This window comes from Pseudomonas sp. B5(2017), assembly GCF_002112825.1.
In the GTDB taxonomy this organism is placed as follows: Bacteria; Pseudomonadota; Gammaproteobacteria; order Pseudomonadales; family Pseudomonadaceae; genus Aquipseudomonas; species Aquipseudomonas putida_Z.
The window spans coordinates 26,637-50,036 of sequence record NZ_NEIR01000009.1; the positions used below are offsets into that span (position 1 = coordinate 26,637).

Here is a 23,400-nt window from a genome sequence, read left to right on the forward strand (position 1 = left end):
GGTGTCTTGTTTTGCCGGTGCGATCAGCCGATCAGTTGCAGGCCGGCTTGCTGGACCATTTCCAGCAGCGGTTGCGGGTACACACCCAGCACGAAGGCGAGAATGGCGATGGCCAGCAGCATGACGCCGCCGGTGCGCTGTTCCCACTTCAGCGGGGCGTCGTGGCGACGCAGGTTTGGCTCGACCAGGTACAGGGTGACCATGACGCGCAGGTAGTAGTAGACACCGATGGCGCTACCGATCACCAGGGCACCGACCAGCCACCACAGGTGCGACTCGACGCCAGTGGCAATGATGTAGAACTTGCCGATGAAGCCGGCAGTGAGCGGGATGCCCGCCAGCGACAGCATCATCACGGTCAGTACCGCAGTCAGGTACGGACGGCGCCAGAACAGGCCGCGGTACTCGTACAGTGCATCGGCGTCACGGCCGCCGTAAGGCGAGGACATCAGGGTGATGACGCCGAAGGCGCCCAGGCTGGTGATCACGTAGGTGACCAGGTACACGCCCATGGCTTCCAGGGCCAGGCCCTTGCTGGCGACCAGGGCGATGACCAGGTAACCGAAGTGGGCGATGGACGAGTAACCGAGCAGGCGCTTGAGGTTGCTCTGGGTCAGTGCCAGCAGGTTACCGATCAGGATCGAGGCCACGGCAATCACCGCCAGTACCGTGCTCAGCACGCCGCTGCTGGCAGCAGGGGAGAGCATGAACAGGCGCACGACCACGGCGAACACCGCGACCTTGCTGGCGGTGGCCAGGAAGGCGGCGACTGGTGCCGGGGCGCCTTCGTACACGTCCGGGGTCCACAGGTGGAACGGTACCAGCGACAGCTTGAAGGCCAGGCCGACCAGCATCATGCCCAGGCCCAGCTGGGCCACCAGGCTTGGCATGCTGGTGGCGGCCAGGGCCTTGCCGATCTGGTCGAAGCTCAGGCTGCCGGCGTCGGCGTACAGCAGGGCCATGCCGAACAGCAGGAAGGCCGAGCCAGCGGCCGACAGCACCATGTACTTGATGCCGGCTTCCAGCGAGCGCTTGTTGAAGAAGGCATACGCCACCAGGCCGTAGACCGGTACCGACAGCAGCTCCAGGCCGATGAACAGGCCGGCAAGGTGGTTGGCGCTGACCAGCACCAGGCCACCGAGGGCCGACATCAGCAGCAGCAGGTACAGTTCTTCACGGTTGCCCGGGAAGCCCTTGGAGCCTTCGCCGAGGTAGGCGTGGGCGAGGGTGACGCAGGCCAGCGTCGCCACCAGGATGATCGCCATGTACAGGCAGGCGAACTTGTCGATGGTGATCAGCGGGGTGACCGCCAGCGGCGCAACCTTCAGCGCCGGCAGGATCGACAGCAGGGCCAGGTTGAGGCCCACGGTGGACAGCAGGAAGGTCTGCGAGTGGTTGCGCTTCCAGGCGATCGCCAGCATCACCACCACCGTGGTGATGGTGGTGATCAGCATCGGCGCCAATGCGATGAAGTGTTGAGTGGTGAATTCCATAGCGCTCTTACCGGGCCGAAGCGAGTTGAGTGAAAGCGGAACCGAGCCACTGCTGCACACCACTCATGGTGGCGGCAGAGGTGTCGAGGAACGGCTGCGGATACACGCCCAGCAGGATCAGCAGTACCGCCAGACCCAGGACCATGATCAGCTCGCGACCGTCCATGCCGGCCAGCACGGTGTCGGTCTTGGCCGGGCCGAAGTAGGCGCGGTGGATCATGATCAGCGAGTACACCGAACCGAACACCAGGCCAGTGGTGGCGATCACGGTGATCCACGGCACGCTGGCGAAGCTGCCGATCAGGATCAGGAACTCGCCGACGAAGTTGCCGGTACCGGGCAGGCCCAGGGAGGCGGCGGCGAAGAACAGGCTGATGGCCGGCAGGTAGGCGATGCGGTGCCACAGGCCACCCATCTGGCGCATGTCACGGGTATGCAGGCGCTCGTACAGCTGGCCGGCCAGGATGAACAGCGCGGCAGCGGACAGGCCGTGGGCCAGCATCTGGATCACCGCGCCTTGCAGGGCCTGCTGGCTGCCGGAGTAGATACCGATCAGCACGAAGCCCATGTGCGAGACGCTGGAGAAGGCGACCAGGCGCTTGATGTCGGTTTGCGCGAAGGCCAGGAAGGCACCGTAGAAGATACCGATCAGGCCCAGGGTCATGGCGATTGGCGCGAACTCGGCCGAGGCGTTCGGGAACAGCGGCAGGGCGAAGCGCAGCAGGCCGTAGGCCGCAGTCTTCAGCAAGATACCGGCCAGGTCCACGGAGCCTGCGGTCGGTGCCTGGGCGTGAGCGTCAGGCAGCCAGGAGTGGAACGGCACCACCGGCAGCTTCACCGCGAAGGCGATGAAGAAGCCCAGCATCAGCAGGTACTCGGTACCGGCTGGCAGTTCGGCCTTGAGCAGGTCGCTGTAGTTGAAGGTGATCACGCCGGTGTTGGTGTAGTTGACCAGCACCAGGCCGAGGATCGCCACCAGCATGATCAGGCCGCTGGCCTGGGTGAAGATGAAGAACTTGGTCGCCGCGTAGATCCGGGTCTTCTTGCCGTCCGACGAGCTGTGACCCCAGAGCGCGATGAGGAAGTACATCGGCACCAGCATCATTTCCCAGAAGAAGAAGAACAGGAACAGGTCCAGGGCCAGGAACACACCGACCACGCCGCCGAGGATCCACATCAGGTTGAGGTGGAAGAAGCCGACGTGACGCTGGATCTCTTTCCAGGAGCACAGTACCGACAGCACACCGAGCAGGCCGGTGAGCAGGATCATCAGCAGCGACAGGCCGTCGAGGGCCAGGTGGATGCTGATGCCGAAGCGCTGGATCCACTGGACTTTGTATTCCAGGGCCCAGGCAGGCTCGGCGCCCGGAGCGGGGGCCAGGGTGTAGTCGCCGTTACCCCACAGCCACAGGCCGATGCCGAGCAGCAGGGACATGGTCAGCAGCGCGATCCAGCGCGGCAGGGTGGCGCCGAAGCGCTCACCCAGCCAGCACAGGAAGCCGCCGATGAAGGGGATCAGGATCAGCCAAGGCAAAATCATGACGGGTTCGTTTCCTTTTGCAGGGTCGCAAGGTTCACAAGGTTCATGGTCATACCGCGGCCACTACCACAGCGCCGAGTACCAGCACTGCGCCAACGGCGATCGAAGCGGTGTACCAGCGCAGCTGGCCGGTCTCGGTCTTGCTCATGGCGACGTGGCCGCCGCGAGCCAGGCGAGGGATCAGGCCGATGCTGCGGTCAACCGGGTCCTTGCGCAGGATGTGGCTGATCAGCAGGTAAGGTTTGACGAACAGCTTGTCGTAGATCCAGTCGAAGCCCCAGGCGGCGAACCACCAGGCCGACAGGACACGACCGATACCGCTGTTGGCGACGGCGCTGACGAAGCGGCGCTTGCCCAGGAACAGCAGGGCTGACAGCAGGATACCGGCGATGGCGATGGCGCCCGAAGTGAGCTCCAGCGCATGCTTGGCTTCGCCACCGGCGTGGCCGGCGCTTTCAGGCAGCACACCTGCCAGCGGCGGGGTTATCCAGGCGCCGACGAAGGTCGACAGCACGATCAGCACGCCCAGCGGCAGCCAGTGGCTGATGCCGTGGCCAGCGTGGGCTTCGGTCTTGGCTTCGCCGTGGAAGGCGATGAAGATCAGGCGGAAGGTGTACAGCGAGGTCATGAACGCACCGACCAGGCCGGCGTACAGCAGGCCGGTGTTGCCGCTGGCGAAGGCTTCCCAGAGGATCTCGTCCTTGGAGTAGAAGCCCACGGTCACGATCGGCAGGGCAGCCAGGGCAGCGCCACCGACCACGAAGCTGGCGTAGGCCAGCGGCAGTTTCTTCCACAGGCCGCCCATCTTGAAGATGTCCTGCTCGTGGTGGCAGGCAACGATCACCGCACCGGAGGCAAGGAACAGCAGGGCCTTGAAGAAGGCGTGGGTCATCAGGTGGAAGATCGCCGCGTCCCAGGCGCCAACGCCCAGGGCCAGGAACATGTAGCCGATCTGGCTCATGGTCGAGTAGGCGAGGATACGCTTGATGTCGGTCTGTACCAGCGCGGCGAAGCCGGCCAGTACCAGGGTCACGCCACCGACCACGCCTACCAGGTGCAGGATGTCCGGCGCCAGCAGGAACAGGCCGTTGGTACGGGCGATCAGGTACACGCCCGCGGTCACCATGGTTGCCGCGTGGATCAGTGCGGAGACCGGAGTAGGGCCGGCCATCGCGTCGGCCAGCCAGGTCTGCAGTGGCAGCTGGGCCGATTTACCGACCGCACCACCCAGCAGCATCAGGGTTGCCAGCACCATCCAGGTGTCGCCAGCCTGGAACTTCTGCGGGGCCAGCACCAGCAGTTCCTGCACGTTCAGGGTACCCAGCTGGACGAACAGGATGAACAGGCCGATGGCCATGAACACGTCGCCGATACGGGTGACGATGAATGCCTTGAGTGCCGCGTTACCGTTGTTGCGGTTGCTGTAGTAGAAACCGATCAACAGGTACGAGCACAGGCCCACGCCTTCCCAGCCGAAGTAGATGAACAGCAGGTTGTCGCCCAGCACCAGGAACAGCATGCTGGCGATGAACAGGTTGGTATACGCGAAGAAGCGCGAGTAGCCGGCTTCGCCACGCATGTACCAGGAGGCGAACAGGTGGATCAGGAAGCCGACACCGGTGACCACGCCGAGCATGGTGACCGACAGGCCGTCCAGGTACAGGGTGAAGTTCGGCGCGAAGCCGTCCACCGACATCCACTGCCACAGCAGCTGGCTGTACGCGCCGCCCTCAGGCGGGGCGACGTTGAATTGCCAGATGACGTAGGCGGCGGTGGCGGCCGAAAGGCCTACCGAGCCGACGCCGATCAGGGCGGACAGGTTCTCCGAGAACCGCCCGCGCGAGAACGACAGCAGCAGGAAGCCGACGAGGGGGAAGACGAAAGTCAGGAAGAGAAGGTTCATCCGCGCATCTCACTGGCAGCATCGATGTCGAGAGTGTGGAAGCGGCGATACAGCTGCAGCAGGATGGCCAGGCCAATACTGGCCTCGGCGGCTGCCAGGCTGATCACCAGAATGAACATCACCTGGCCGTCGGGCTGGACCCAACGGGCACCGGCGACGACGAACGCCAGGGCAGAGGCGTTCATCATGACTTCCAGGCTCATGAGCACGAAGAGGATGTTGCGGCGGACCATCAGGCCAACCAGACCTAAGCAGAACAGGATGCCGGCGACTGCCAGACCATGCTCGAGAGGGATAGCACCCATGATTTACTCCTTCGCCTCGTTGCGGCCCAGGTGGAAGGCGGTGACGGCCGCGGCCAGCAGCAGCATCGAAGCCAGTTCGACCACCAGCAGGTAGGGGCCGAACAGGCTGATGCCGACTTCTTTCGGGCCCACGGTGGTACCGCTGATGCCGGCGCCGCTCGGGGTGACGAACAGCACGTACAGCAGCTCCAGCAGCAGCAGGGCGGCGAGGATCACCGGCCCGGCCCAGATACCGGGCTTGAGCCAGCCCCGTTCCTGGGCGACCGAAGCCGGCCCGAGGTTGAGCATCATCACCACGAACACGAACAGCACCATGATGGCGCCGGCGTAGGCGATCACTTCCAGGGCGCCGGCGAACGGCGCACCCAGGGCGAAGAAGATCATGGCCACGGAAATCAGCGAAATGATCAGGTAAAGCAAGGCGTGCACGGGGTTGGTGCCGGTCACCACCCGAAGGGTGGAGACCACGGCGATCCCGGATGCGAAGTAGAAAGCGAATTCCATCTTTCTGTCCTTATGGGAGCAAGCTCTTCACGTTGATCGGCTCGGCTTCGTTCTGTGCAGAGCCCTTCGGCTTGCCAGCGATTGCCATGCCGGCAACACGGTAGAAGTTGTAGTCAGGGTTCTTGCCGGGGCCGGAGATCAGCAGATCTTCTTTCTCGTACACCAGGTCCTGACGCTTGAACTCGGCCATTTCGAAATCCGGAGTCAGCTGGATCGCGGTGGTCGGGCACGCTTCTTCACACAGGCCGCAGAAGATGCAGCGCGAGAAGTTGATGCGGAAGAACTCCGGGTACCAGCGGCCGTCCTCGGTCTCGGCCTTCTGCAGCGAGATGCAGCCGACCGGGCAGGCCACCGCGCAGAGGTTGCACGCTACGCAGCGCTCCTCGCCATCGGGGTCGCGGGTGAGGACGATGCGGCCGCGGTAGCGCGGCGGCAGGTACACGGGCTCTTCGGGGTATTGCAGGGTGTCGCGCTTGCGGAACCCGTGGGAGAACACCATTGCCAGGCTGCGCAGCTGGGTGCCGGTGCCCTTAACGATGTCGCCGATATACTTGAACATGGGTCAAATCCTCACTGGGCCGCGACGGCTGGCGTGTTGTAGAGCACGATCGCAGCGGTCACCAGCAAATTGATCAGGGTCAGCGGCAGGCAGAACTTCCAGCTGAAGTCCATCACCTGGTCATAGCGTGGGCGCGGGATCGAGGCGCGCAGCAGGATGAACAGCATGATGAAGAACGCGGTCTTCAGTGCGAACCACAGGAACGACAGTTGCGGCAGGATGCCGAACGGGCCGTGCCAGCCGCCGAAGAACAGGGTTACCAGCAGCGCCGAGATGAGGATGATGCCGATGTACTCACCGACGAAGAACATGCCCCATTTCATGCCGGCATACTCGATGTGGTAGCCGTCGGCCAGTTCCTGTTCCGCTTCTGGCTGGTCGAACGGGTGACGGTGAGTCACGGCGACGCCAGCGATGAAGAAGGTGCAGAAGCCGAAGAACTGCGGAATGATGAACCACAGGTTCTGGGCCTGGTATTCAACGATGTCGCGCATGTTGAACGAACCCACCTGCACCACCACGCCCATCAGCGCCAGGCCCAGGAACACTTCGTACGACACGGTCTGTGCCGAGGCACGCAAGCTGCCCAGAAGGGCGTACTTGTTGTTCGACGACCAGCCGGCGAACAGCACCGCGTAGACCGACAGGCCGGCCATGGCGAAGAAGAACAGCAGGCCGATGTTCAGGTCGGCGACGCCCCAGGTCGGGGTGATCGGGATGACCACGAAGGCGATCAGCAGGGCGCTCATGGCCACTACCGGTGCCAGGGTGAAGATCACGCGGTCGACGAAGGGCGGGTTCCAGTCTTCCTTGAAGAACATCTTCAGCATGTCGGCAGCGATCTGGAACATGCCGAACGGGCCGACGCGGTTCGGACCGTAACGGTCCTGCCACCAGCCCAGCAGGCGGCGCTCGACGAAGCTGAGCAGCGCGCCGCAGACCACCACCGCCAGCAGGACCACGATGGCCCGCAGCACGGTCAGGATCACATCGATCACTTCGGGGGTGAACCAGCTCATTGTGCTGCCTCCTGCAGACCTTCGACGGATGCACCGAAGATGGCAGGCGGAATGCCGGCCAGGCCTTTCGGCAACGCGACCAGGCCAGCGCCCAGCTCTTCATTGATACGCAGCGGCAGGCGCAGGGCCACACCGGCAACGTTCAGGCTCAGCAGGGCACCGTCGTTGACGCCCAGGCGGTCGGCTTCGGACTTGGCCAGGGCCACGTAGGCTGCCGGGGTGCGCTCTTGCACCGGGGCGGCGCGCGAGGAGCTTTCTTCGCTGCCGAACAGGTGGAAGAACGGTACGGCAGTCCAGGTGCCACGGGCCGGGTTGAAGGCGCCCGGAATGGCGTTGAACCAGTGCAGGCGGTCGCCTTGCGATTCGATCAGGCGTACGCCCGGGTCACCGGCACGCAGGTGGCCACCGACCTCGTCCTGGAACTTGTTCCAGGCTTGCGGCGAGTTCCAGCCCGGCGACCAGGCGAACGGCACCTGCTGGCGTGGTTCGGCCGAACCCGAGTAGCCTTCCATGGAGAAGGCGAACGCGGTGTCCTTGTCTTGCGGGGTACGCGGCTCGTGCACGCTGATGTTGGCGCGCATGGCGGTACGGCCGGAGTAGCGCAGCGGCTCACGGGCCAGTTTCATGCCCTTGATGCGGAACGCGGCGCTTGGCGCGGCGTTGACGATGCCGGCCAGTTGCGGGGCGGCTTCGGCGCAGGCGCTGGTGACGTGGTCCAGCTGGGTCCAGTCGACCGGCTTGTTCAGCAGGGTGGCACGCAGGGCGTGCATCCAGCGCCAGCCTTCGTGGATCTGGATGCTGCTGTCCAGGTATTGCGGGTCGAAGACCTGGAAGAAGCGCTGGGCGCGGCCTTCCTGGCTGACCAGGGTACCGTCGCCTTCGGCGAACGAGGCGGCCGGCAGCACCAGGTGGGCGCGGTCGACAGTCGGGGTTTTCGAGTGGTCGGCAACGATCACTACCTTGGCCGCGGCCAGGGCTGCATCGACCTTGGCGGCCGGTACGCGGGCGTACAGGTCGTTTTCCAGCACGACGATGGCGTCGGCCTTGCCGCTGATGACCGCGTCCAGCGCGGCATCGACCGACTCGCCACCGAGCATGGCCAGGCCGAGGCTGTTGGCTTCAGGCACCACCAGGCTCAGCGAGCCGTTCTTCTCGCGCAGCTTCAGCGCCTTGGCGATGTTGGCGGCGGCTTCGATCAGCGCCGGGTCGGCCAGCGAGGTACCGGCCACGACCAGTGGGCGCTTGGCCGCGACCAGGGCGTCGGCGATGCGCTGGGCCAGGGCTTTCGCTTCGGCGTCCAGGCCTTCTACGGCAGGAGCGCTCGGGTCGATGGCGTGGGCCACGGCGAAACCGATGCGGGCCAGGTCGGCCGGGGCGGCGTGCACGCATTCTTCGGCAACGTCGTCCAGCTTGGTTTCAGCCAGCGAAGCGATGAACAGCGGGTACAGCGCGTGCTGGCCGATGTTCTTCACGGCGGCGTCGAGCCACGGCTGCACCTTCATCGCTTCGGCCATGGCCTCGGCCTTGCCCTTGGTGGCCTGGCGCACGGCCAGGGCGACGCGGGCAGCGGTCTGTGTCAGGTCTTCACCGAGCACGAACACGGCGTCGTGGTCTTCGATGTCGCGCAGGGTCGGCACCGGCAGCGGGCTGTTGTTCAGCACGTTCAGGGCCAGGCGTACGCGGGCCAGTTCACCGGCTTCCATGCCCGAGTAGAAGTACTCGGCACCGACCAGTTCACGCAGGCCGTAGTTGCTTTCCAGGCTGGCGCGTGGCGAGCCGATACCGACGATGGTACGGCCGCGCAGCAGGTCGGCGGCCTTGTCCAGGGCGGCGTCCAGGCCCAGCTTGGTGCCGTCGGCCAGGTGTGGCTGGCGTGGGCGATCCTTGCGGTTGACGTAGCCATAGCCGAAGCGGCCGCGGTCGCACAGGAAGTACTGGTTGACCGAACCGTTGAAGCGGTTTTCCACCCGACGCAGTTCGCCGTAGCGCTCGCCCGGGCTGATGTTGCAGCCGCTGGAGCAGCCGTGGCAGATGCTCGGGGCAAACTGCATGTCCCACTTGCGGTTGTAGCGCTCGGAGTGGGTCTTGTCGGTGAACACGCCGGTCGGGCAGACCTCGGTCAGGTTGCCGGAGAATTCGCTTTCCAGCACGCCGTCTTCGACGCGGCCGAAGTACACGTTGTCGTGGGCGCCGTAAACGCCCAGGTCGGTACCACCGGCATAGTCCTTGTAGTAGCGCACGCAGCGGTAGCAGGCGATGCAGCGGTTCATCTCATGGGCGATGAACGGGCCGAGGTCCTGGTTCTGGTGGGTACGCTTGGTGAAACGGTAGCGGCGCTCGTTGTGGCCGGTCATTACCGTCATGTCCTGCAGGTGGCAGTGACCGCCTTCCTCGCACACCGGGCAGTCGTGCGGGTGGTTGGTCATCAGCCATTCGACGACGCTGGCGCGGAATGCCTTGGACTCTTCATCGTCGATGGAGATCCAGGTGCCGTCGGAGGCAGGGGTCATGCAGGACATGACGATACGACCGCGGGTGTCGTTCTCGTCGGTGTACTGCTTGACCGCGCACTGCCGGCAGGCGCCAACGCTGCCAAGCGCCGGGTGCCAGCAGAAATAAGGGATGTCGAGGCCGAGCGACAGACAGGCCTGTAACAGGTTGTCTGCACCGTTGACTTCGAGCGCTTTGCCGTCTACGTGGATAGTGGCCATTGTTCAAAGTTCTTCGTTGGCCCGCGTGAGCGGGCGTGGCTAATGGAAATCGGTGAGCTTGCGACACGCCACGATTTCTCGGGCCTGCCGGCAAGCTGGCGAGTGGCACGGACCACCCGCCTCAATCATCTTGTTATGCGCCGACCACGATCGGCTTCGCCAGGTTCGGACGCAGCGCATCGCCAGCACCAGCTGGAGCGACACCTGCCTCGAATTCCGAGCGGAAGTATTTGATGGCACTGCCCAGCGGCTCGACGGCACCTGGTGCGTGAGCACAGAAGGTACGGCCAGGGCCGAGGAAGTTGACCAGGCCCAGCAGCGTCTCGATGTCTTCGGCGCGGCCCTGGCCTTTTTCCAGTGCGCGCAGCATCTTCACGCTCCACGGCAGGCCGTCACGGCATGGAGTGCACCAGCCGCACGACTCGCGGGCGAAGAACTCTTCCATGTTGCGCAGCAGCGAAACCATGTTGATGCTGTCGTCCACCGCCATGGCCAGACCGGTACCCATACGGGTGCCGACCTTGGCGATGCCGCCGGCGTACATCTGCGCGTCGAGGTGCTCGGGCAGCAGGAAGCCGGTACCGGCGCCGCCTGGCTGCCAGCACTTGAGCTTGAAGCCGTCGCGCATGCCGCCGGCATAGTCTTCGAACAGTTCGCGGGCGGTGACGCCGAACGGCAGTTCCCACAGGCCCGGGTTCTTCACCTTGCCGGAGAAGCCCATCAGCTTGGTGCCGTGGTCTTCGCTGCCTTCGCGGGCCAGCGACTTGTACCAGTCGTTGCCGTTGGCGACGATGGCCGGGACGTTGCACAGGGTTTCGACGTTGTTCACGCAAGTCGGCTTGCCCCACACGCCAACGGCGGCAGGGAAGGGCGGCTTGGAGCGCGGGTTGGCGCGGCGGCCTTCCAGCGAGTTGATCAGTGCGGTTTCTTCACCACAGATGTAGCGGCCGGCACCGGTGTGCACGAACAGCTCGAAATCGAAACCGCTGCCGAGGATGTTCTTGCCCAGCAGGCCGGCGGCCTTGGCTTCCTCGATGGCGCGGTTGAGGTTTTTCGCTGCGGTGGTGTATTCGCCACGCAGGAAGATGTAGCCACGGTAGGCCTTCAGGGCGCGGGCGCTGATCAGCATGCCCTCGACCAGCAGATGGGGCTGTTGCTCCATCAGCATGCGGTCCTTCCAGGTGTTCGGCTCCATTTCGTCCGCGTTGCACAGCAGGTAGCGGATGTTCATGGATTCGTCTTTGGGCATCAGGCCCCACTTCACGCCAGTGGGGAAGCCCGCACCACCGCGGCCCTTGAGGCCGGAGTCCTTGACGCTTTGCACGATGTCGTCGGCCGACATCTGCGCCAGCGCCTTGCGGGCGGCAGCGTAGCCGTTCTTCGATTCGTACTCGGCAAGCCAGACCGGCTCGCCGTCGTCACGCAGGCGCCAGGTCAGCGGATGGGTTTCGGCCGTGCGCGCGATGCGGTTGGCCGGGCCGAAGGAAGTAATGGTCATACGTAACCCTCCAGCAGTTTGGAAACGCCAGCCGGCTGCACGTCACCGAAGGTGTCGTCGTCGATCATCAGCGCCGGGGCCTTGTCGCAGTTGCCCAGGCAGCATACCGGCAGCAGGGTGAAGCGCCCGTCGGCGGTGGTCTGGCCCAGGCCGATGCCCAGTTCGCTTTGAATCTGGCTGACCACGGATTCATGGCCGCCGATGTAGCAGACCATGCTGTCGCACACGCGGATGATGTGGCGGCCGACCGGCTGACGGAAGATCTGGCTGTAGAAGGTGGCGACACCTTCGACGTCGCTGGCCGGGATGCCCAGTACTTCGCCGATGGCGTGGATGGCGCCGTCCGGCACCCAGCCACGTTCCTTCTGGACGATCTTCAGGGCTTCGATGGACGCCGCGCGCGGGTCCTCGTAGTGATGCATTTCGTGCTCGATGGCCGAGCGCTCGGTTTCGCTCAGGGCGAAACGGTCTGTCTGGATAAGCGTGCTGTTCATGCTTAGCGGTCCACGTCAGCCATAACGAAGTCGATACTGCCCAGGTACGCAATGAGGTCGGCGACCATGCTGCCTTTGATCACCGAGGGGATCTGCTGCAGGTGCGGGTAGCTCGGGGTACGGATCCGGGTGCGGTAGCTCATGGTGCCGCCATCGCTCGTCAGGTAGTAACTGTTGATGCCCTTGGTCGCCTCGATCATCTGGAACGACTCGTTGGCCGGCATGACCGGGCCCCACGAGACTTGCAGGAAGTGCGTGATCAGGGTTTCGATGTGCTGCAGGGTGCGCTCTTTCGGCGGCGGCGTGGTCAGCGGGTGATCCGCCTTGTACGGGCCTTCCGGCATGTTGCGCAGGCACTGGTCGATGATGCGGATACTCTGGCGCATCTCCTCGACACGGACCATGCAGCGATCGTAGGCATCGCCGTTGTGGGCCAGCGGTACTTCGAACTCGAAGTTCTCGTAGCCGGAGTAGGGGCGGGCTTTACGCAGGTCGAAGTCGCAACCGGTGGCACGCAGGCCGGCACCGGTGGTACCCCAGGCCAGGGCTTCCTTGGTGTTGTACGCGGCAACGCCGATGGTACGGCCCTTGAGGATGCTGTTCTGCAGGGCAGCCTTTTCGTACTCGTCGAGGCGCTTGGGCAGCCATTCGACGAAGTCCTTGACCAGCTTGTCCCAGCCGCGCGGCAGGTCGTGGGCGACGCCACCGATGCGGTACCAGGCCGGGTGCAGGCGGAAACCGGTGATCGCTTCGATCACGGTGTACGCGCGCTGGCGGTCGGTGAAGGTGAAGAACACCGGGGTCATGGCGCCGACGTCCTGGATGTAGGTACCCAGGAACAGCAGGTGGCTGGTGATACGGAAGAACTCGGCCAGCATCACGCGGATGGTGTCGACCTTCTGTGGCACCTTGATGCCGGCCAGCTTTTCGACCGCGAGCACGTACGGCAGGTTGTTCATTACCCCGCCGAGGTAGTCGATACGGTCGGTGTAGGGGATGAAGCTGTGCCAGGACTGGCGCTCGGCCATTTTCTCGGCGCCACGGTGGTGGTAGCCGATGTCCGGTACGCAGTCGACGATCTCTTCACCGTCCAGCTGCAGGACGATACGGAACGCACCGTGCGCGGAAGGGTGGTTGGGGCCGAGGTTGAGGAACATGTAGTCCTCGTTGGCGCCCTGGCGCTTCATGCCCCAGGCTTCCGGGTTGAAGCGTGCCGATTCCTCTTCAAGCTGCTGCTTGGCCAGGGTCAGGCTGTAGGGATCGAACTCGGTGGCGCGGGCCGGGTAGTCCTTGCGCAGCGGGTGGCCTTCCCAGGTGGGCGGCATCATGATGCGGCTGAGGTGCGGGTGGCCGGCAAAGTCGATGCCGAACATGTCCCAGACTTCGCGCTCGTACCAGTTGGCGTTCGGCCAGATACCGGTCACGGTCGGCAGGTTCAGGTCGCCTTCGCTGAGCGACACCTTGATCATCACATCGCTGTTACGCTCGATCGACAGCAGGTGGTAGAACACGCTGAAGTCGGCAGCTGGCAGGCCGCGGCGCTGGGTGCGCAGGCGCTCGTCGACGCCGTGCAGGTCGTACAGCATGCTGTACGGTTTGGCCACGCCGCGCAGGAAGCTGAGCACTTCCTTGAGCTGCTCGCGCTTGACCCACAGCACGGGCATGCCGGTGCGGGTTTCCTGGGCGACGAATGCTTCGGCGCCAAAACGGTTGTGCAGTTCGACGACCACATCCTGGTCGTCAGCCTTGTAGGGCGGAATGAAAATAGCGTTGTCCGCTGTCATGGTCTCGGTCGCTTTGGGTCAACGTTAAGAATGAAGCCAGGCCGCCGGCTCCAGGGGAGCGGGCGGCAGGTCGCTGGATCAGACTTCGTCGGGGCTGCGCAGGTTGGTTACTGCAATGCGCTGCTCACGACGCAGGTCTTTCTGGGCTGGCATCTCGGCACGGTAAATACCTTGATCACCAACAACCCAGGAAAGCGGGCGTCGTTCTTGGCCGATCGACTCCTGCAGCAGCATCAAGCCTTGCAGGAAAGCCTCAGGGCGTGGCGGGCAGCCAGGCACATAGACGTCCACGGGGAGGAACTTGTCGACCCCCTGAACGACCGAGTAGATGTCGTACATGCCGCCGGAGTTGGCGCACGAACCCATGGAGATGACCCATTTCGGCTCGAGCATCTGCTCGTACAGGCGCTGGATGATCGGCGCCATCTTGACGAAGCAGGTACCGGCGATGACCATGAAGTCGGCCTGACGCGGCGATGCCCGGATGACTTCGGCGCCGAAGCGGGCGATGTCGTGGGGTGCCGTGAAGGCCGTGGTCATTTCCACGTAGCAGCAGGACAGGCCGAAGTTGTACGGCCAGAGGGAGTTCTTGCGACCCCAGTTGACCGCGCCACGCAGCACATCTTCAAGCTTGCCCATGAAGATGTTCTTGTGGACCTGGTCCTCCAGCAGTTGATCGGTGACGGTTTCCCGTTCACCGACCGGGTACTGCTCGTTGGGCGCATCCGGATCGATTCTGGTGAGATTGTATTGCATGCCAAAGCCTCATTGTTTCAGCTTCGCTTGCCGCTTGCGGCGACCTTCGGGAGCCCAATCAAGTGCCCCGACGCGCCATAGGTAGACAAGACCAGCCAACAGAATTGCTATGAAAACGAGTGCTTCGACGAATCCGGTCCAGCCGCTTTCGCGGACGGACACAGACCATGCAAAGAGAAAGAGGGCTTCGATATCGAAGATCACGAACAGCATCGCGACCAGATAGAATTTGGCGGACAGGCGCAGGCGGGCGCTGCCGACGGGCAGCATGCCGGATTCGAAGGGTTCGTTCTTGGCGCGGCCCCAGGCCTTGCTACCGAGCAGGCTGGACAGGCCGAGCATGAAGGCGCACAGGCCGACGACACCCAGGAGGAAGATGGCAAAGCCCCAGTTGTGGGCGATGAGTCCTGCCGAATCGGACATGCTAGAGATCCTTATACAGAGACCCAGCTCTGCAGTCTGAAATAAGTGTAGAGCGGCGACTTGGTGTCGCACATGCAGTGACCAAATGTCGCAGCTGAATCAATCGCGCTGATTTTATGGGTAAACCCCGTGCAAGTAAAATTTCTGTCGCAAATTTATTCGTAGGATTAAGTACAAAAGCCGCTTGTAACTGGCTGAAAGCCTTGAGATTCGGGCATTGCGTGCGGTTTTGTTAATTATGTTTCTTGCGACGGGTAACGAATTGCAAGTTTCGTAATGATAATTGATATCATTTGACCTGATGCCTGATAATTTCCCTGTTCTGCGTCTTGTAAAGTTCATCTGGCGATTCCCCCTACTTGCAAATGCGAAAAACGCCTGTTCTAGCAGCTTCCGACGCTGCTTGCCCCGCTCTGGGTCAATACTTTATCGATTGAGCGATGGCTGGCTGATGAAGCGATTGCCCACTGGCCGAGCCAGTAGGTGAGGATGATCAGGTACGGGGCGGCGGCGAACGGGCTGACGAAGCGGTCGATACCGATCAGGCTGTCGGAGAGCACGAACAGGCAGGCGCCGAGCGCGGCGAGCCCGCCACAGGCCAGGGCGCGCCAGAGCATGGCGCTGATGGCCAAGGCATAGAGCACGACCGGGATCAGTAGCGGGCCGAGGCCGTGGCTGGCCAGCACGCCGAGCAAAGTGATGCCGGTGATGGCGCTCAGCAGTAGTGCGGGCAGGGCTGGGCGCAGGGTCTGGCTGCAATAGGCGCGCAGGTAGGCCAGGTGGGCGCAGAGGAAGGCAGCCAGGCCGAACACGAACAGGTCGGCGGGGATGGCCAGCAGGATGTCGCCGAGTACCGAGAATGCCAGGCCGAGGGTTATCCAGCGGCGATAAGGTGTGGCGGGAGCACTGCGCAGCCAGGCGATCAGGGCCAGTACCGGGAGCGGTTTGGCCAGCAGGGCGAGCAAGGTGTTGTCGCTGGCCAGTGCATATATATAGAGGGCGGCGGCGACCAGGGCGAGAATCATCAGGTGGCTTGGACGAAGCATGGGTGGTCCTTGCGGCTGTGCTGCCTCAAGCATAGACCTGATCCCCGGTTTTGCTTCCTCCTGTACCGGCCCTTTCGCGGGTAAACCCGCTCCCACAGGATCACCACAGTCTTCAAGACTTGCACAGGCCCTGTGGGAGCGGGTTTACCCGCGAATAGGTCGGTGCGGGTGCTGCCGAAGTGCGGCATAAAACAGATTTGTCCCCTTCCATGTAGGCCATTTCCCAAACATACTCCTGCCGCGCATTTTCCGTTGCCGCTGCTCAGGCAGCGCTCTAGTCTCGGCATGTCGTTGCTCATCAACGATACAGCTTTGACAGGCTGTGACGGTAAATAGTGTGCGGCTCGCCCTTATGGTGGCTGTGCGTGCGGGCACGCTTGCGTGCGCCGGAACTTAGCTATTTCCGCCGGTCTGTCAACCCACGTACAGCTGCCACCCTTCTGTTTGACAGCAGGCGGGTGCCCGGCCATAGAAGGTAAATAGCTATGCTGAAAGTTGTCCCCGATCCACCCCACAACCCCCATTCCCTCGAAGACACCCTGATCCAGGCCACCGACTACGCACTGTGCGCGGCGACCGTGGTGCATCAGGCCTTGCTGGTGCAGCCCAAATCACCGGCGTCGATCCTGATGATGACCTCGATGCATGAGCTTGAGGCGCTGCGGGCTTTGCTTGAGTCGGCATTGATCCAGGTGCAGATGCCCGCTGAGCCTCGGACTTTGCACTGAGGCTTGAGTGATGTGTTGTCTGGGCGGGCCTCTTCGCGGGTGAACCCGCTCCCACAGGATCACCACAGTCTTCAAGACTTGCACAGTCCCAGTGGGAGCGGGTTTACCCGCGAAAGGGCCCGTCCAGGCAGTCGAGAATTTTCAGGGGATTCAAAAATGACCACAGAAGCCACCCAGTTCACTGTCGGCAAGACCACGTTCTACCAAGGCGAAAACGGCACCCACCCACTGTTCCGCATCGAACCAGGCATTCCCTGTCGCGACGCCCGCGAGCAGTCCTCGGAATTGATGGGTTACGTGCGCGAACTGACCATCACCGGCCTGATGGATGAGAAACCGATGATGATCTGGGCCGCCCACTATCTGAGCGCGATGGCCAAGGCGCTGATGGATGATGCGGAACTGGGCATGAAGCACTGAGGTGCTACCGACAGGCGCGATTTCTCCTGTGGGAGCGGCCTTGCGTCGCGATTGGGGTGCGAAGCACCCCCGGGATTTGTGCATCATCGCAAGATTGCCGGGGCCGCTTTGCGGCCCTTTCGCGACGCAAGGCCGCTCCCACATGTTCGGCGCTAACCTGTTGTCCTTGAAGGGTGTGATACAGACCAAAAAGAAAGGCCCGGGGCTTCAACAAGCCTCGGGCCTTTCTTCAACAGCAACCCACTATCAGTGGAATTGCTCTTCCTCGGTCGAACCGGTCAGTGCAGTCACCGACGATGCGCCACCCTGGATCACGGTGGTCATGTCGTCGAAGTAGCCAGTGCCCACTTCCTGCTGGTGCGCCACGAAGGTGTAGCCTTTGTTGGCGTCAGCGAATTCCTGCTCCTGCAGCTTCACGTAGGCGGTCATGTCGTTGCGGGCGTAGTCGTGCGCCAGGTTGAACATGCCGTGCCACATGTTGTGGATGCCGGCCAGGGTGATGAACTGGTGCTTGTAGCCCATTGCCGACAGCTCGCGCTGGAACTTGGCGATGGTCGCGTCGTCCAGGTTCTTCTTCCAGTTGAAGGAAGGCGAGCAGTTGTACGACAGAATCTGGTCCGGGTACTCCTTCTTGATCGCTTCGGCGAAGCGGCGGGCTTCGTCCAGGTCCGGCTTGGCGGTTTCGCACCAGATCAGGTCGGCGTACGGCGCGTAGGCCAGGCCGCGGGCGATGGCCTGGTCGAGGCCGGCGCGTACCTTGTAGAAGCCTTCACGGGTGCGCTCGCCAATCACGAACGGCTGGTCGTACGGGTCGCAATCGCTGGTCAGCAGGTCGGCGGCGTTGGCGTCGGTACGGGCCAGGATGATGGTCGGCACGCCCGATACGTCAGCTGCCAGGCGCGCGGCCACCAGCTTTTGCACGGCTTCCTGGGTCGGTACCAGTACCTTGCCACCCATGTGGCCGCATTTTTTCACCGAGGCCAGCTGGTCTTCGAAGTGCACGCCGGCGGCGCCTGCTTCGATCATGTTCTTCATCAGCTCGTAGGCGTTCAGTACGCCACCGAAACCGGCTTCGGCGTCGGCCACGATCGGTGCGAAGTAGTCGATGTAGCCATCGTCGCCCGGGTTCTTGCCAGCTTTCCACTGGATCTGGTCGGCGCGGCGGAAGGCGTTGTTGATGCGCTTGACCACGGTCGGTACCGAGTCGACCGGGTACAGCGACTGGTCAGGGTACATGGACTCGGCCGAGTTGTTGTCGGCGGCAACCTGCCAGCCGGACAGGTAGATGGCCTGGATGCCGGCCTTGACCTGCTGCACTGCCTGGCCGCCGGTCAGGGCGCCCATGCAGTTGACGAAATCTTTTTCTGGGCGGAAGGACGGGTGGGCACCTTCGGTGACCAGCTTCCACAGTTTTTCTGCACCCAGGCGGGCCAGGGTGTGCTCCGGCTGCAGGGAGCCACGCAGGCGAACGACATCAGCGGCGGTGTAGGTACGGGTCACGCCTTTCCAGCGCGGGTTCTCGGCCCAGTCTTTCTCGAGGGCTGCAATTTGCTGTTCGCGTGTCAGTGCCATGGAAATAAACCTCGTCGCATCGATCTTGGGGTAATTGTGCTGATGCTCGGAGCAGATCAGGAGCTGGCGGCTGTCCTGTTCGCAGGAGTGCGGCGGCGAACGCGAAGGCTCGAAGGGGAAGGGTGTGCAGGCCAGGCGAAAGGGTGCTCCGGCAGGTTGGCTCGTGGTTGCCTTGCTGCGGTGCTACGCGATTGCCAGTACTGCGGTGATGCGCTTCCGTCCCTCGGGACAACTTCTTCGTTGCAGTCGCAATCCCGTCGAACCGCCTTGTGGGCCGTATAGACACGAGACGCCTCCAGGGGTGGGAGGAGTGCGCCTCGAAGGCCCTTGCCAGGGCCCCTGATTAGCGGGAGCGAGGCCATCATGCCCTTGGGAAAAAGACCCTGTCAAATGTTTTGTAGTGGTTTTTTTCACTTACTACATCTTTGGTCTAATGCGACTTGGCAGTCAGTTTCAAGGCCTTTGGTCGAGGCCTTGAATTGCCTGGGATCAGTCGAGAAGGTCGACTTTGACACGCAAAGTCATGTTTTCACCCCGTTGGGTGCTGTAACTGTGGCTTGACGCGCTACGGTCGGCTTGGCTCTGCTGGTTGTAGCCGGCCAGGGTGATCCATTCTCCGAGCTTGCCGGTGATTGTCGTGTCGGTGCTTTGCACTTTCACTACATCAGCACGTTCCTGGCTGATGCGGTCATTATTGGTGCTTATTTGCAGACGAACCGTATCGCCGCTCAGGCTGGGCGTGACGTAGAAACCCTGGGTCACGTTGCGGTATTCGGTGTTGCTCTGGATGCGCCCGTAGCCGTCGGTGCTGGTGCTGGTGATCGGGATGCTCTGGCCAACCTGAATCAGCGCCGGCTGGCCTTCGCTGGCCTGAATCTGCTGCATGCCGCCGTCACGGTTGCTGGTGCCGTAGTGGATGACACGTGCGTTGCCACGGTTGTCCTGGAAGTTGCTGTCGTTGTTGTCGACGCTGATCAGCAGGCGCTTGGGTGCGGTGTCCAGCTGTTGCAGCAGGGTGCGCAGGTCGTCGATGCGCTCGGGGCTGGCGTTGACGATCAGCTTGTTTTCGAAGGCGCTGACCGTGCCGTCCTTGCCAATGAACGCCTGGGCGGCGGGCAGCAGTTCGGCGCTGCTGCGGTGTTGTAGCGGCAATACCTCGGTGGCGGCCTGGGCGGTGAGGCTGGCGGCCAGCAGCAAGGCGGCGAATAGGGGGCGTAGCGGCATGTCCATGATCTCCGCAGGTGGAATGGACATGATGGCAAATTTACTGACTTCCTGCCGGGTCTGGATCATGTCGATGATGGGGAAGTGGCTACGAAAGCACCTGGGGCGAGACGGCTGTCCGCCATAGCTGAACCTTTGATCTTTCCCGTCAGTCGCATTCACAGGGAGTGAGTGGGGCTGATGGCATGAAGCGTGGTCTGATTCTGTTGTTGTGGCTTTGCAGCCTTGGTGCCCAGGCTGCAGCTGATTCGTTGCGCATCAAACAGCTGCAGCGTTGTGGCGACCTGTTTGGCGATGGCCAGCAGCAATGGTGCCTGCGCGCCGAGGGGCTCGGGGCGCAGCTGCCGACGGTCTGGCTCGGTGGTGCGCGGCTGCCGACAGCCGATTTCGAGCGGCAAGGTGACCGGCTTACGCTGAAATTTGCCAAACAAGCCCTGCGCAGTGCTCCGCTGTGGCTGGAGGACGGCGAGCGCACCAGCAACCCGGTTTGGCTGACCCGCCAGCGCAGCCATGTTGTGGCCGCCGGGCCTGATGAAGTGGCGAAGAACATGGATGGCCTCACCACCTATGTGGACCTGGTAAGCCTTTTGATCGAGGAAAAACATGATGGCCTCGGCGAAGCCCGACGGATCGCCGGGAAGTACGGCGCCCAGGTCGTGGGTGCCATACCGCCGCTGAATGTCTACCAGTTGCGCTTGCCGGTGGGCGACCTGGTGCAGCGCGACGCGATGATCCTGCGCATGGGCAGTGAAGTCAGCGTGGACGCAGTGATTGTCGAGGAGTCTGCCCCGGAGCGTGGCGAGGAAGGCAGCGGGCGCGACGCCCTGACCATCGATCAGGCGGATGAGTGGGCCGCCAACCGCTTCATGGACGCGCTGTACTACTACCAGCGGCGAATTGCCGCTTCCAGCTTGCCGGTGCAACCGGTGCGGGTCGGGGTGATCGAGCGAGAGGTGGACTTCGACGCGCCAGGCTTCAGCCATTATCGAGGGCGCTGCGAGCAGGCGCAGACATGCCTGTATGCGCGCGACGGTGATCGCCCAGGCAGTCACGGCAGCCATGTGGCCGGTATCCTGGCGAACCAGGATGAAGGCTTTCTGCCAAGGCTGGGCAAGCACAGTCCTGGCTTCGAGGTGATTGTCGAGCGCAACTCGGATGCCGGTATCACCGCCAACATCGCTGCATCGGTGAACCTGGTCGAGGATGGGGTGCGGGTGTTGAACTGGAGCTGGGGCATCCATCGGGTAGGGGCGCGCGATGTCAAAGGTGACGAAGTCGATTCGCTGGTGCGTTCCGGGCTGGCCATGAGTGGCTATGAGGAACTGCTCGAGGAGTTCTTCCTGTGGCTGCGCGCCGAGCACCCTGATGTGGTGGTGGTCAACTCGGCGGGTAATGGTGCGTCCTGGTCGGGTACCGATGAATATCGCCTGCCATCGTCGTTCATCACCGAACAATTGCTGGTGGTGGGCGGGCACCAGCGCAGTGACAAGTCAGTGGCGGTCGAACACCCTGGCCATGTGCGCAAGCGCCATAGCTCCAACATCGACATGCGCGTGGATGTCAGTGCGGCGGCCTGCATTCGCCCGGGTGCGGGCACTGCGCATTGTGGCACGTCGTACGCAACACCGCTGGTGACCGCAACCGTGGCGACGATGCTGTCGATCAACCCGGCGCTGACCCCCGAACAGGTGCGCATGCTGTTGCGGCGCAGCGCCTTGACCCTGGGCGCCGAGCAGGATTTCGAAGCGATGGACGCCGAGGACCTGACGGCGCCGATCCTGCCGTCTGAGCGTGGCGGCCAATTGAACCACCCCGACCTGGGGCGTTCGGCGCGCCTGGACATGCAACGCGCTCTGGACCTAGCCGTGCAAAGCCGGGAGCGGGTGCGCTGAACGGTGGCCGCTGCCAGACAAATTCCGTAACATCGCGCCCGCTTGTTTTCGATCCGTCCATCCGGACTGCACCACAGGATGCCCATGAAACCCGCCCGACTTCGCGCCGACGTGCTCGCCGGCCTGACCACCTCATTCGCCCTGGTGCCCGAGTGCATCGCCTTTGCCCTGGTGGCTCACCTCAACCCGCTGATGGGCCTGTATGGCGCCTTCATCATCTGCACCCTGACGGCGCTGTTCGGTGGTCGACCGGGGATGATTTCCGGGGCCGCCGGCTCGATGGCGGTGGTAATCGTTGCGCTGGTGGTGCAGCAAGGTGCGCAGTACCTGCTGGCCACGGTTTTGCTGGGTGGCGTGGTGATGATCCTGTTCGGCTTGCTGCGCCTGGGCAAGCTGGTGCGGTTGGTGCCGTACCCGGTGATGCTCGGCTTCGTCAACGGCCTGGCGATCGTCATTGCCATGGCCCAGCTGGAGCACTTCAAGGAGGGCGGGCACTGGCTCGGCGGTACGCCGCTGTACCTGATGATCGGCCTGGTGGCGCTGACCATGGCGGTAGTCTACGTGCTGCCGAAGTTGACCCGTGCGGTGCCGCCAGCGCTGGTGGCGATCCTTGGCGTTGGTTTGCTGGTGTACCTGCTCGGCCTGCCCACACGCACCCTGGGCGACATGGCGCGCATCGCCGGTGGCCTGCCGCAGCTGGCCCTGCCGGACGTGCCGTGGAACCTCGAGACCCTGAAGATCATCGCCCCCTACGCGGTGCTGATGGCCATGGTCGGCCTGCTGGAAACCCTGCTCACGCTCAACCTGACCGATGAAATCACCGAGAGCCGTGGCTACCCGGACCGCGAGTGTGTGGCGCTGGGCGCGGCCAACATGGTTTCCGGCCTGTGCGGTGGCATGGGTGGTTGCGCGATGATCGGCCAGACGGTGATCAACCTCAGCTCCAATGGCCGTGGCCGGCTGTCAGGTGTGGTGGCCGGGGTGATGGTCCTGCTGTTCGTGCTGTTCCTGTCGCCGCTGATCGAGCGTATTCCGCTGGCGGCGCTGGTCGGGGTGATGTTCGTGGTGGCGCAGCAGACCTTTGCCTGGGCGTCGTTGCGGGTGCTGCACAAGGTGCCGCTGAGCGATGTGCTGGCGATCATTGCCGTGACCCTGGTAACGGTGCTCACCGACCTGGCGGTGGCGGTTCTGTTCGGCATCGTCATCGCGGCGGTGAACTTTGCCTGGCAGCATGCGCGGGAGCTGTATGCCGACAGCCATGAGGATGCGGAGGAGGGCAAGCATTACCAGGTGCATGGCACGCTGTTCTTTGCCTCGACTACGGTGTTCCTGAACCAGTTCGACCCGGCTAACGACCCGGCCAAGGTGACCCTGGATTGCCAGCATTTGAGCTTTGTCGATTATTCCGCGATTGCGGCGTTGAAGACCTTGCGGGAGCGGTATGCGAGGGCGGGCAAGCAGTTGCGGGTGGTGCATCTGTCCGAGCGCTGCAAGAAGCTGCTGAAGCGGGCTGGGGAGCAGCACTGAGA

General features: G+C 63.2%; 20 protein-coding genes. 4 read left to right on the forward strand and 16 right to left on the reverse strand.

Translation table 11 applies throughout. The features are described 5' to 3' along the window. Nucleotides 1-23 precede the first annotated feature (23 nt). The 14 genes from nuoN to CAG00_RS15015 form a co-directional block, all read right to left on the reverse strand. Nucleotides 24-1,493 carry an NADH-quinone oxidoreductase subunit NuoN gene (gene nuoN / locus CAG00_RS14950; RefSeq protein ID WP_025339926.1) on the reverse strand — a complete coding sequence of 490 codons (1,470 nt, stop codon included), beginning with the start codon at nucleotides 1,491-1,493 and terminating at the stop codon, nucleotides 24-26. A 7-nt stretch (nucleotides 1,494-1,500) separates the two neighbouring features. Beyond that, on the reverse strand, nucleotides 1,501-3,033 hold the full coding sequence (nuoM, locus tag CAG00_RS14955; protein ID WP_015271056.1) for an NADH-quinone oxidoreductase subunit M: 1,533 nt from the start codon (nucleotides 3,031-3,033) through the stop codon (nucleotides 1,501-1,503). Between the two features lie 49 nt (nucleotides 3,034-3,082). Continuing rightward, nucleotides 3,083-4,936, reverse strand: a complete 1,854-nt coding sequence (nuoL, locus tag CAG00_RS14960; RefSeq protein ID WP_025339925.1) for an NADH-quinone oxidoreductase subunit L — start codon at nucleotides 4,934-4,936, stop codon at nucleotides 3,083-3,085. Beyond that, the gene (gene nuoK, locus CAG00_RS14965; RefSeq protein WP_003251446.1) at nucleotides 4,933-5,241 is read right to left on the reverse strand and encodes an NADH-quinone oxidoreductase subunit NuoK; all 309 of its coding nucleotides are present in this window, start codon (nucleotides 5,239-5,241) and stop codon (nucleotides 4,933-4,935) included. The genes nuoL and nuoK overlap by 4 nt, the downstream gene beginning before the upstream one ends. A 3-nt stretch (nucleotides 5,242-5,244) precedes the next feature. Then, the gene (gene nuoJ, locus CAG00_RS14970) at nucleotides 5,245-5,745 is read right to left on the reverse strand and encodes an NADH-quinone oxidoreductase subunit J (protein ID WP_003261007.1); all 501 of its coding nucleotides are present in this window, start codon (nucleotides 5,743-5,745) and stop codon (nucleotides 5,245-5,247) included. A 10-nt stretch (nucleotides 5,746-5,755) separates the two neighbouring features. Further along, nucleotides 5,756-6,304 (reverse strand): NADH-quinone oxidoreductase subunit NuoI, encoded by a 549-nt coding sequence (gene nuoI, locus CAG00_RS14975; protein ID WP_003251442.1) that lies wholly within the window; start codon nucleotides 6,302-6,304, stop codon nucleotides 5,756-5,758. Between the two features lie 11 nt (nucleotides 6,305-6,315). After that, nucleotides 6,316-7,323: an NADH-quinone oxidoreductase subunit NuoH gene (gene nuoH / locus CAG00_RS14980; protein ID WP_003251440.1), complete on the reverse strand. Its 1,008-nt coding sequence runs from the start codon at nucleotides 7,321-7,323 to the stop codon at nucleotides 6,316-6,318. Then, nucleotides 7,320-10,034: an NADH-quinone oxidoreductase subunit NuoG gene (gene nuoG, locus CAG00_RS14985; RefSeq protein ID WP_085664614.1), complete on the reverse strand. Its 2,715-nt coding sequence runs from the start codon at nucleotides 10,032-10,034 to the stop codon at nucleotides 7,320-7,322. The genes nuoH and nuoG overlap by 4 nt, the downstream gene beginning before the upstream one ends. Nucleotides 10,035-10,167: 133 nt before the next feature. Next, nucleotides 10,168-11,532 (reverse strand): NADH-quinone oxidoreductase subunit NuoF, encoded by a 1,365-nt coding sequence (gene nuoF / locus CAG00_RS14990; protein WP_025339923.1) that lies wholly within the window; start codon nucleotides 11,530-11,532, stop codon nucleotides 10,168-10,170. Beyond that, a complete protein-coding gene (gene nuoE / locus CAG00_RS14995; protein WP_003251433.1) occupies nucleotides 11,529-12,026 on the reverse strand; it encodes an NADH-quinone oxidoreductase subunit NuoE in 498 nt (165 codons plus the stop codon). The genes nuoF and nuoE overlap by 4 nt, the downstream gene beginning before the upstream one ends. 2 nt (nucleotides 12,027-12,028) lie before the next feature. After that, nucleotides 12,029-13,810, reverse strand: coding sequence for an NADH-quinone oxidoreductase subunit C/D (nuoC, locus tag CAG00_RS15000; RefSeq protein ID WP_013973384.1), 1,782 nt, complete (start codon nucleotides 13,808-13,810; stop codon nucleotides 12,029-12,031). A gap of 78 nt (nucleotides 13,811-13,888) precedes the next feature. After that, the gene (locus CAG00_RS15005; protein ID WP_003251429.1) at nucleotides 13,889-14,566 is read right to left on the reverse strand and encodes an NADH-quinone oxidoreductase subunit B family protein; all 678 of its coding nucleotides are present in this window, start codon (nucleotides 14,564-14,566) and stop codon (nucleotides 13,889-13,891) included. 9 nt (nucleotides 14,567-14,575) lie between these two features. Further along, entirely contained in the window at nucleotides 14,576-14,989 is a 414-nt protein-coding gene (locus CAG00_RS15010; protein WP_003251427.1) for an NADH-quinone oxidoreductase subunit A, read from the reverse strand. Between the two features lie 383 nt (nucleotides 14,990-15,372). Beyond that, nucleotides 15,373-16,035, reverse strand: coding sequence for a lysoplasmalogenase (locus CAG00_RS15015; RefSeq protein ID WP_085664615.1), 663 nt, complete (start codon nucleotides 16,033-16,035; stop codon nucleotides 15,373-15,375). Nucleotides 16,036-16,520: 485 nt separating this feature from the next. On the opposite strand from CAG00_RS15015, the gene CAG00_RS15020 reads away from it, so the two are divergent. Then, a complete protein-coding gene (locus CAG00_RS15020; RefSeq protein WP_015271051.1) occupies nucleotides 16,521-16,763 on the forward strand; it encodes a hypothetical protein in 243 nt (80 codons plus the stop codon). 156 nt (nucleotides 16,764-16,919) lie between these two features. Then, nucleotides 16,920-17,183, forward strand: a complete 264-nt coding sequence (locus CAG00_RS15025) for a DUF3077 domain-containing protein (RefSeq protein ID WP_085664616.1) — start codon at nucleotides 16,920-16,922, stop codon at nucleotides 17,181-17,183. A gap of 246 nt (nucleotides 17,184-17,429) precedes the next feature. On the opposite strand, the gene aceA is transcribed toward CAG00_RS15025, so the two are convergent. Continuing rightward, nucleotides 17,430-18,755 carry an isocitrate lyase gene (aceA, locus tag CAG00_RS15030; protein WP_013973380.1) on the reverse strand — a complete coding sequence of 442 codons (1,326 nt, stop codon included), beginning with the start codon at nucleotides 18,753-18,755 and terminating at the stop codon, nucleotides 17,430-17,432. 489 nt (nucleotides 18,756-19,244) lie between these two features. After that, nucleotides 19,245-20,009 (reverse strand): secretin N-terminal domain-containing protein, encoded by a 765-nt coding sequence (locus tag CAG00_RS15035; protein ID WP_170929302.1) that lies wholly within the window; start codon nucleotides 20,007-20,009, stop codon nucleotides 19,245-19,247. 155 nt (nucleotides 20,010-20,164) lie between these two features. Here CAG00_RS15035 and CAG00_RS15040 point away from each other — a divergent pair, with 155 nt between their 5' ends. Together CAG00_RS15040 and CAG00_RS15045 are read left to right on the forward strand one after the other, a co-directional pair. Next, nucleotides 20,165-21,871 carry a S8/S53 family peptidase gene (locus CAG00_RS15040; protein ID WP_085664617.1) on the forward strand — a complete coding sequence of 569 codons (1,707 nt, stop codon included), beginning with the start codon at nucleotides 20,165-20,167 and terminating at the stop codon, nucleotides 21,869-21,871. A gap of 84 nt (nucleotides 21,872-21,955) precedes the next feature. Beyond that, the gene (locus CAG00_RS15045) at nucleotides 21,956-23,398 is read left to right on the forward strand and encodes a SulP family inorganic anion transporter (protein WP_085664618.1); all 1,443 of its coding nucleotides are present in this window, start codon (nucleotides 21,956-21,958) and stop codon (nucleotides 23,396-23,398) included. The last annotated feature ends 2 nt before the right edge of the window (nucleotides 23,399-23,400 follow it).

Coding starts and splice junctions, on each gene's coding strand:
- nuoN (WP_025339926.1), bottom strand. CDS start 1,493: ATGGAATTCACCACTCAACACTTCATCGCATTGGCGCCGATGCTGATC.
- nuoM (WP_015271056.1), bottom strand. CDS start 3,033: ATGATTTTGCCTTGGCTGATCCTGATCCCCTTCATCGGCGGCTTCCTG.
- nuoL (WP_025339925.1), bottom strand. CDS start 4,936: ATGAACCTTCTCTTCCTGACTTTCGTCTTCCCCCTCGTCGGCTTCCTG.
- nuoK (WP_003251446.1), bottom strand. CDS start 5,241: ATGGGTGCTATCCCTCTCGAGCATGGTCTGGCAGTCGCCGGCATCCTG.
- nuoJ (WP_003261007.1), bottom strand. CDS start 5,745: ATGGAATTCGCTTTCTACTTCGCATCCGGGATCGCCGTGGTCTCCACC.
- nuoI (WP_003251442.1), bottom strand. CDS start 6,304: ATGTTCAAGTATATCGGCGACATCGTTAAGGGCACCGGCACCCAGCTG.
- nuoH (WP_003251440.1), bottom strand. CDS start 7,323: ATGAGCTGGTTCACCCCCGAAGTGATCGATGTGATCCTGACCGTGCTG.
- nuoG (WP_085664614.1), bottom strand. CDS start 10,034: ATGGCCACTATCCACGTAGACGGCAAAGCGCTCGAAGTCAACGGTGCA.
- nuoF (WP_025339923.1), bottom strand. CDS start 11,532: ATGACCATTACTTCCTTCGGCCCGGCCAACCGCATCGCGCGCACGGCC.
- nuoE (WP_003251433.1), bottom strand. CDS start 12,026: ATGAACAGCACGCTTATCCAGACAGACCGTTTCGCCCTGAGCGAAACC.
- nuoC (WP_013973384.1), bottom strand. CDS start 13,810: ATGACAGCGGACAACGCTATTTTCATTCCGCCCTACAAGGCTGACGAC.
- CAG00_RS15005 (WP_003251429.1), bottom strand. CDS start 14,566: ATGCAATACAATCTCACCAGAATCGATCCGGATGCGCCCAACGAGCAG.
- CAG00_RS15010 (WP_003251427.1), bottom strand. CDS start 14,989: ATGTCCGATTCGGCAGGACTCATCGCCCACAACTGGGGCTTTGCCATC.
- CAG00_RS15015 (WP_085664615.1), bottom strand. CDS start 16,035: ATGCTTCGTCCAAGCCACCTGATGATTCTCGCCCTGGTCGCCGCCGCC.
- CAG00_RS15020 (WP_015271051.1), top strand. CDS start 16,521: ATGCTGAAAGTTGTCCCCGATCCACCCCACAACCCCCATTCCCTCGAA.
- CAG00_RS15025 (WP_085664616.1), top strand. CDS start 16,920: ATGACCACAGAAGCCACCCAGTTCACTGTCGGCAAGACCACGTTCTAC.
- aceA (WP_013973380.1), bottom strand. CDS start 18,755: ATGGCACTGACACGCGAACAGCAAATTGCAGCCCTCGAGAAAGACTGG.
- CAG00_RS15035 (WP_170929302.1), bottom strand. CDS start 20,009: ATGTCCATTCCACCTGCGGAGATCATGGACATGCCGCTACGCCCCCTA.
- CAG00_RS15040 (WP_085664617.1), top strand. CDS start 20,165: ATGAAGCGTGGTCTGATTCTGTTGTTGTGGCTTTGCAGCCTTGGTGCC.
- CAG00_RS15045 (WP_085664618.1), top strand. CDS start 21,956: ATGAAACCCGCCCGACTTCGCGCCGACGTGCTCGCCGGCCTGACCACC.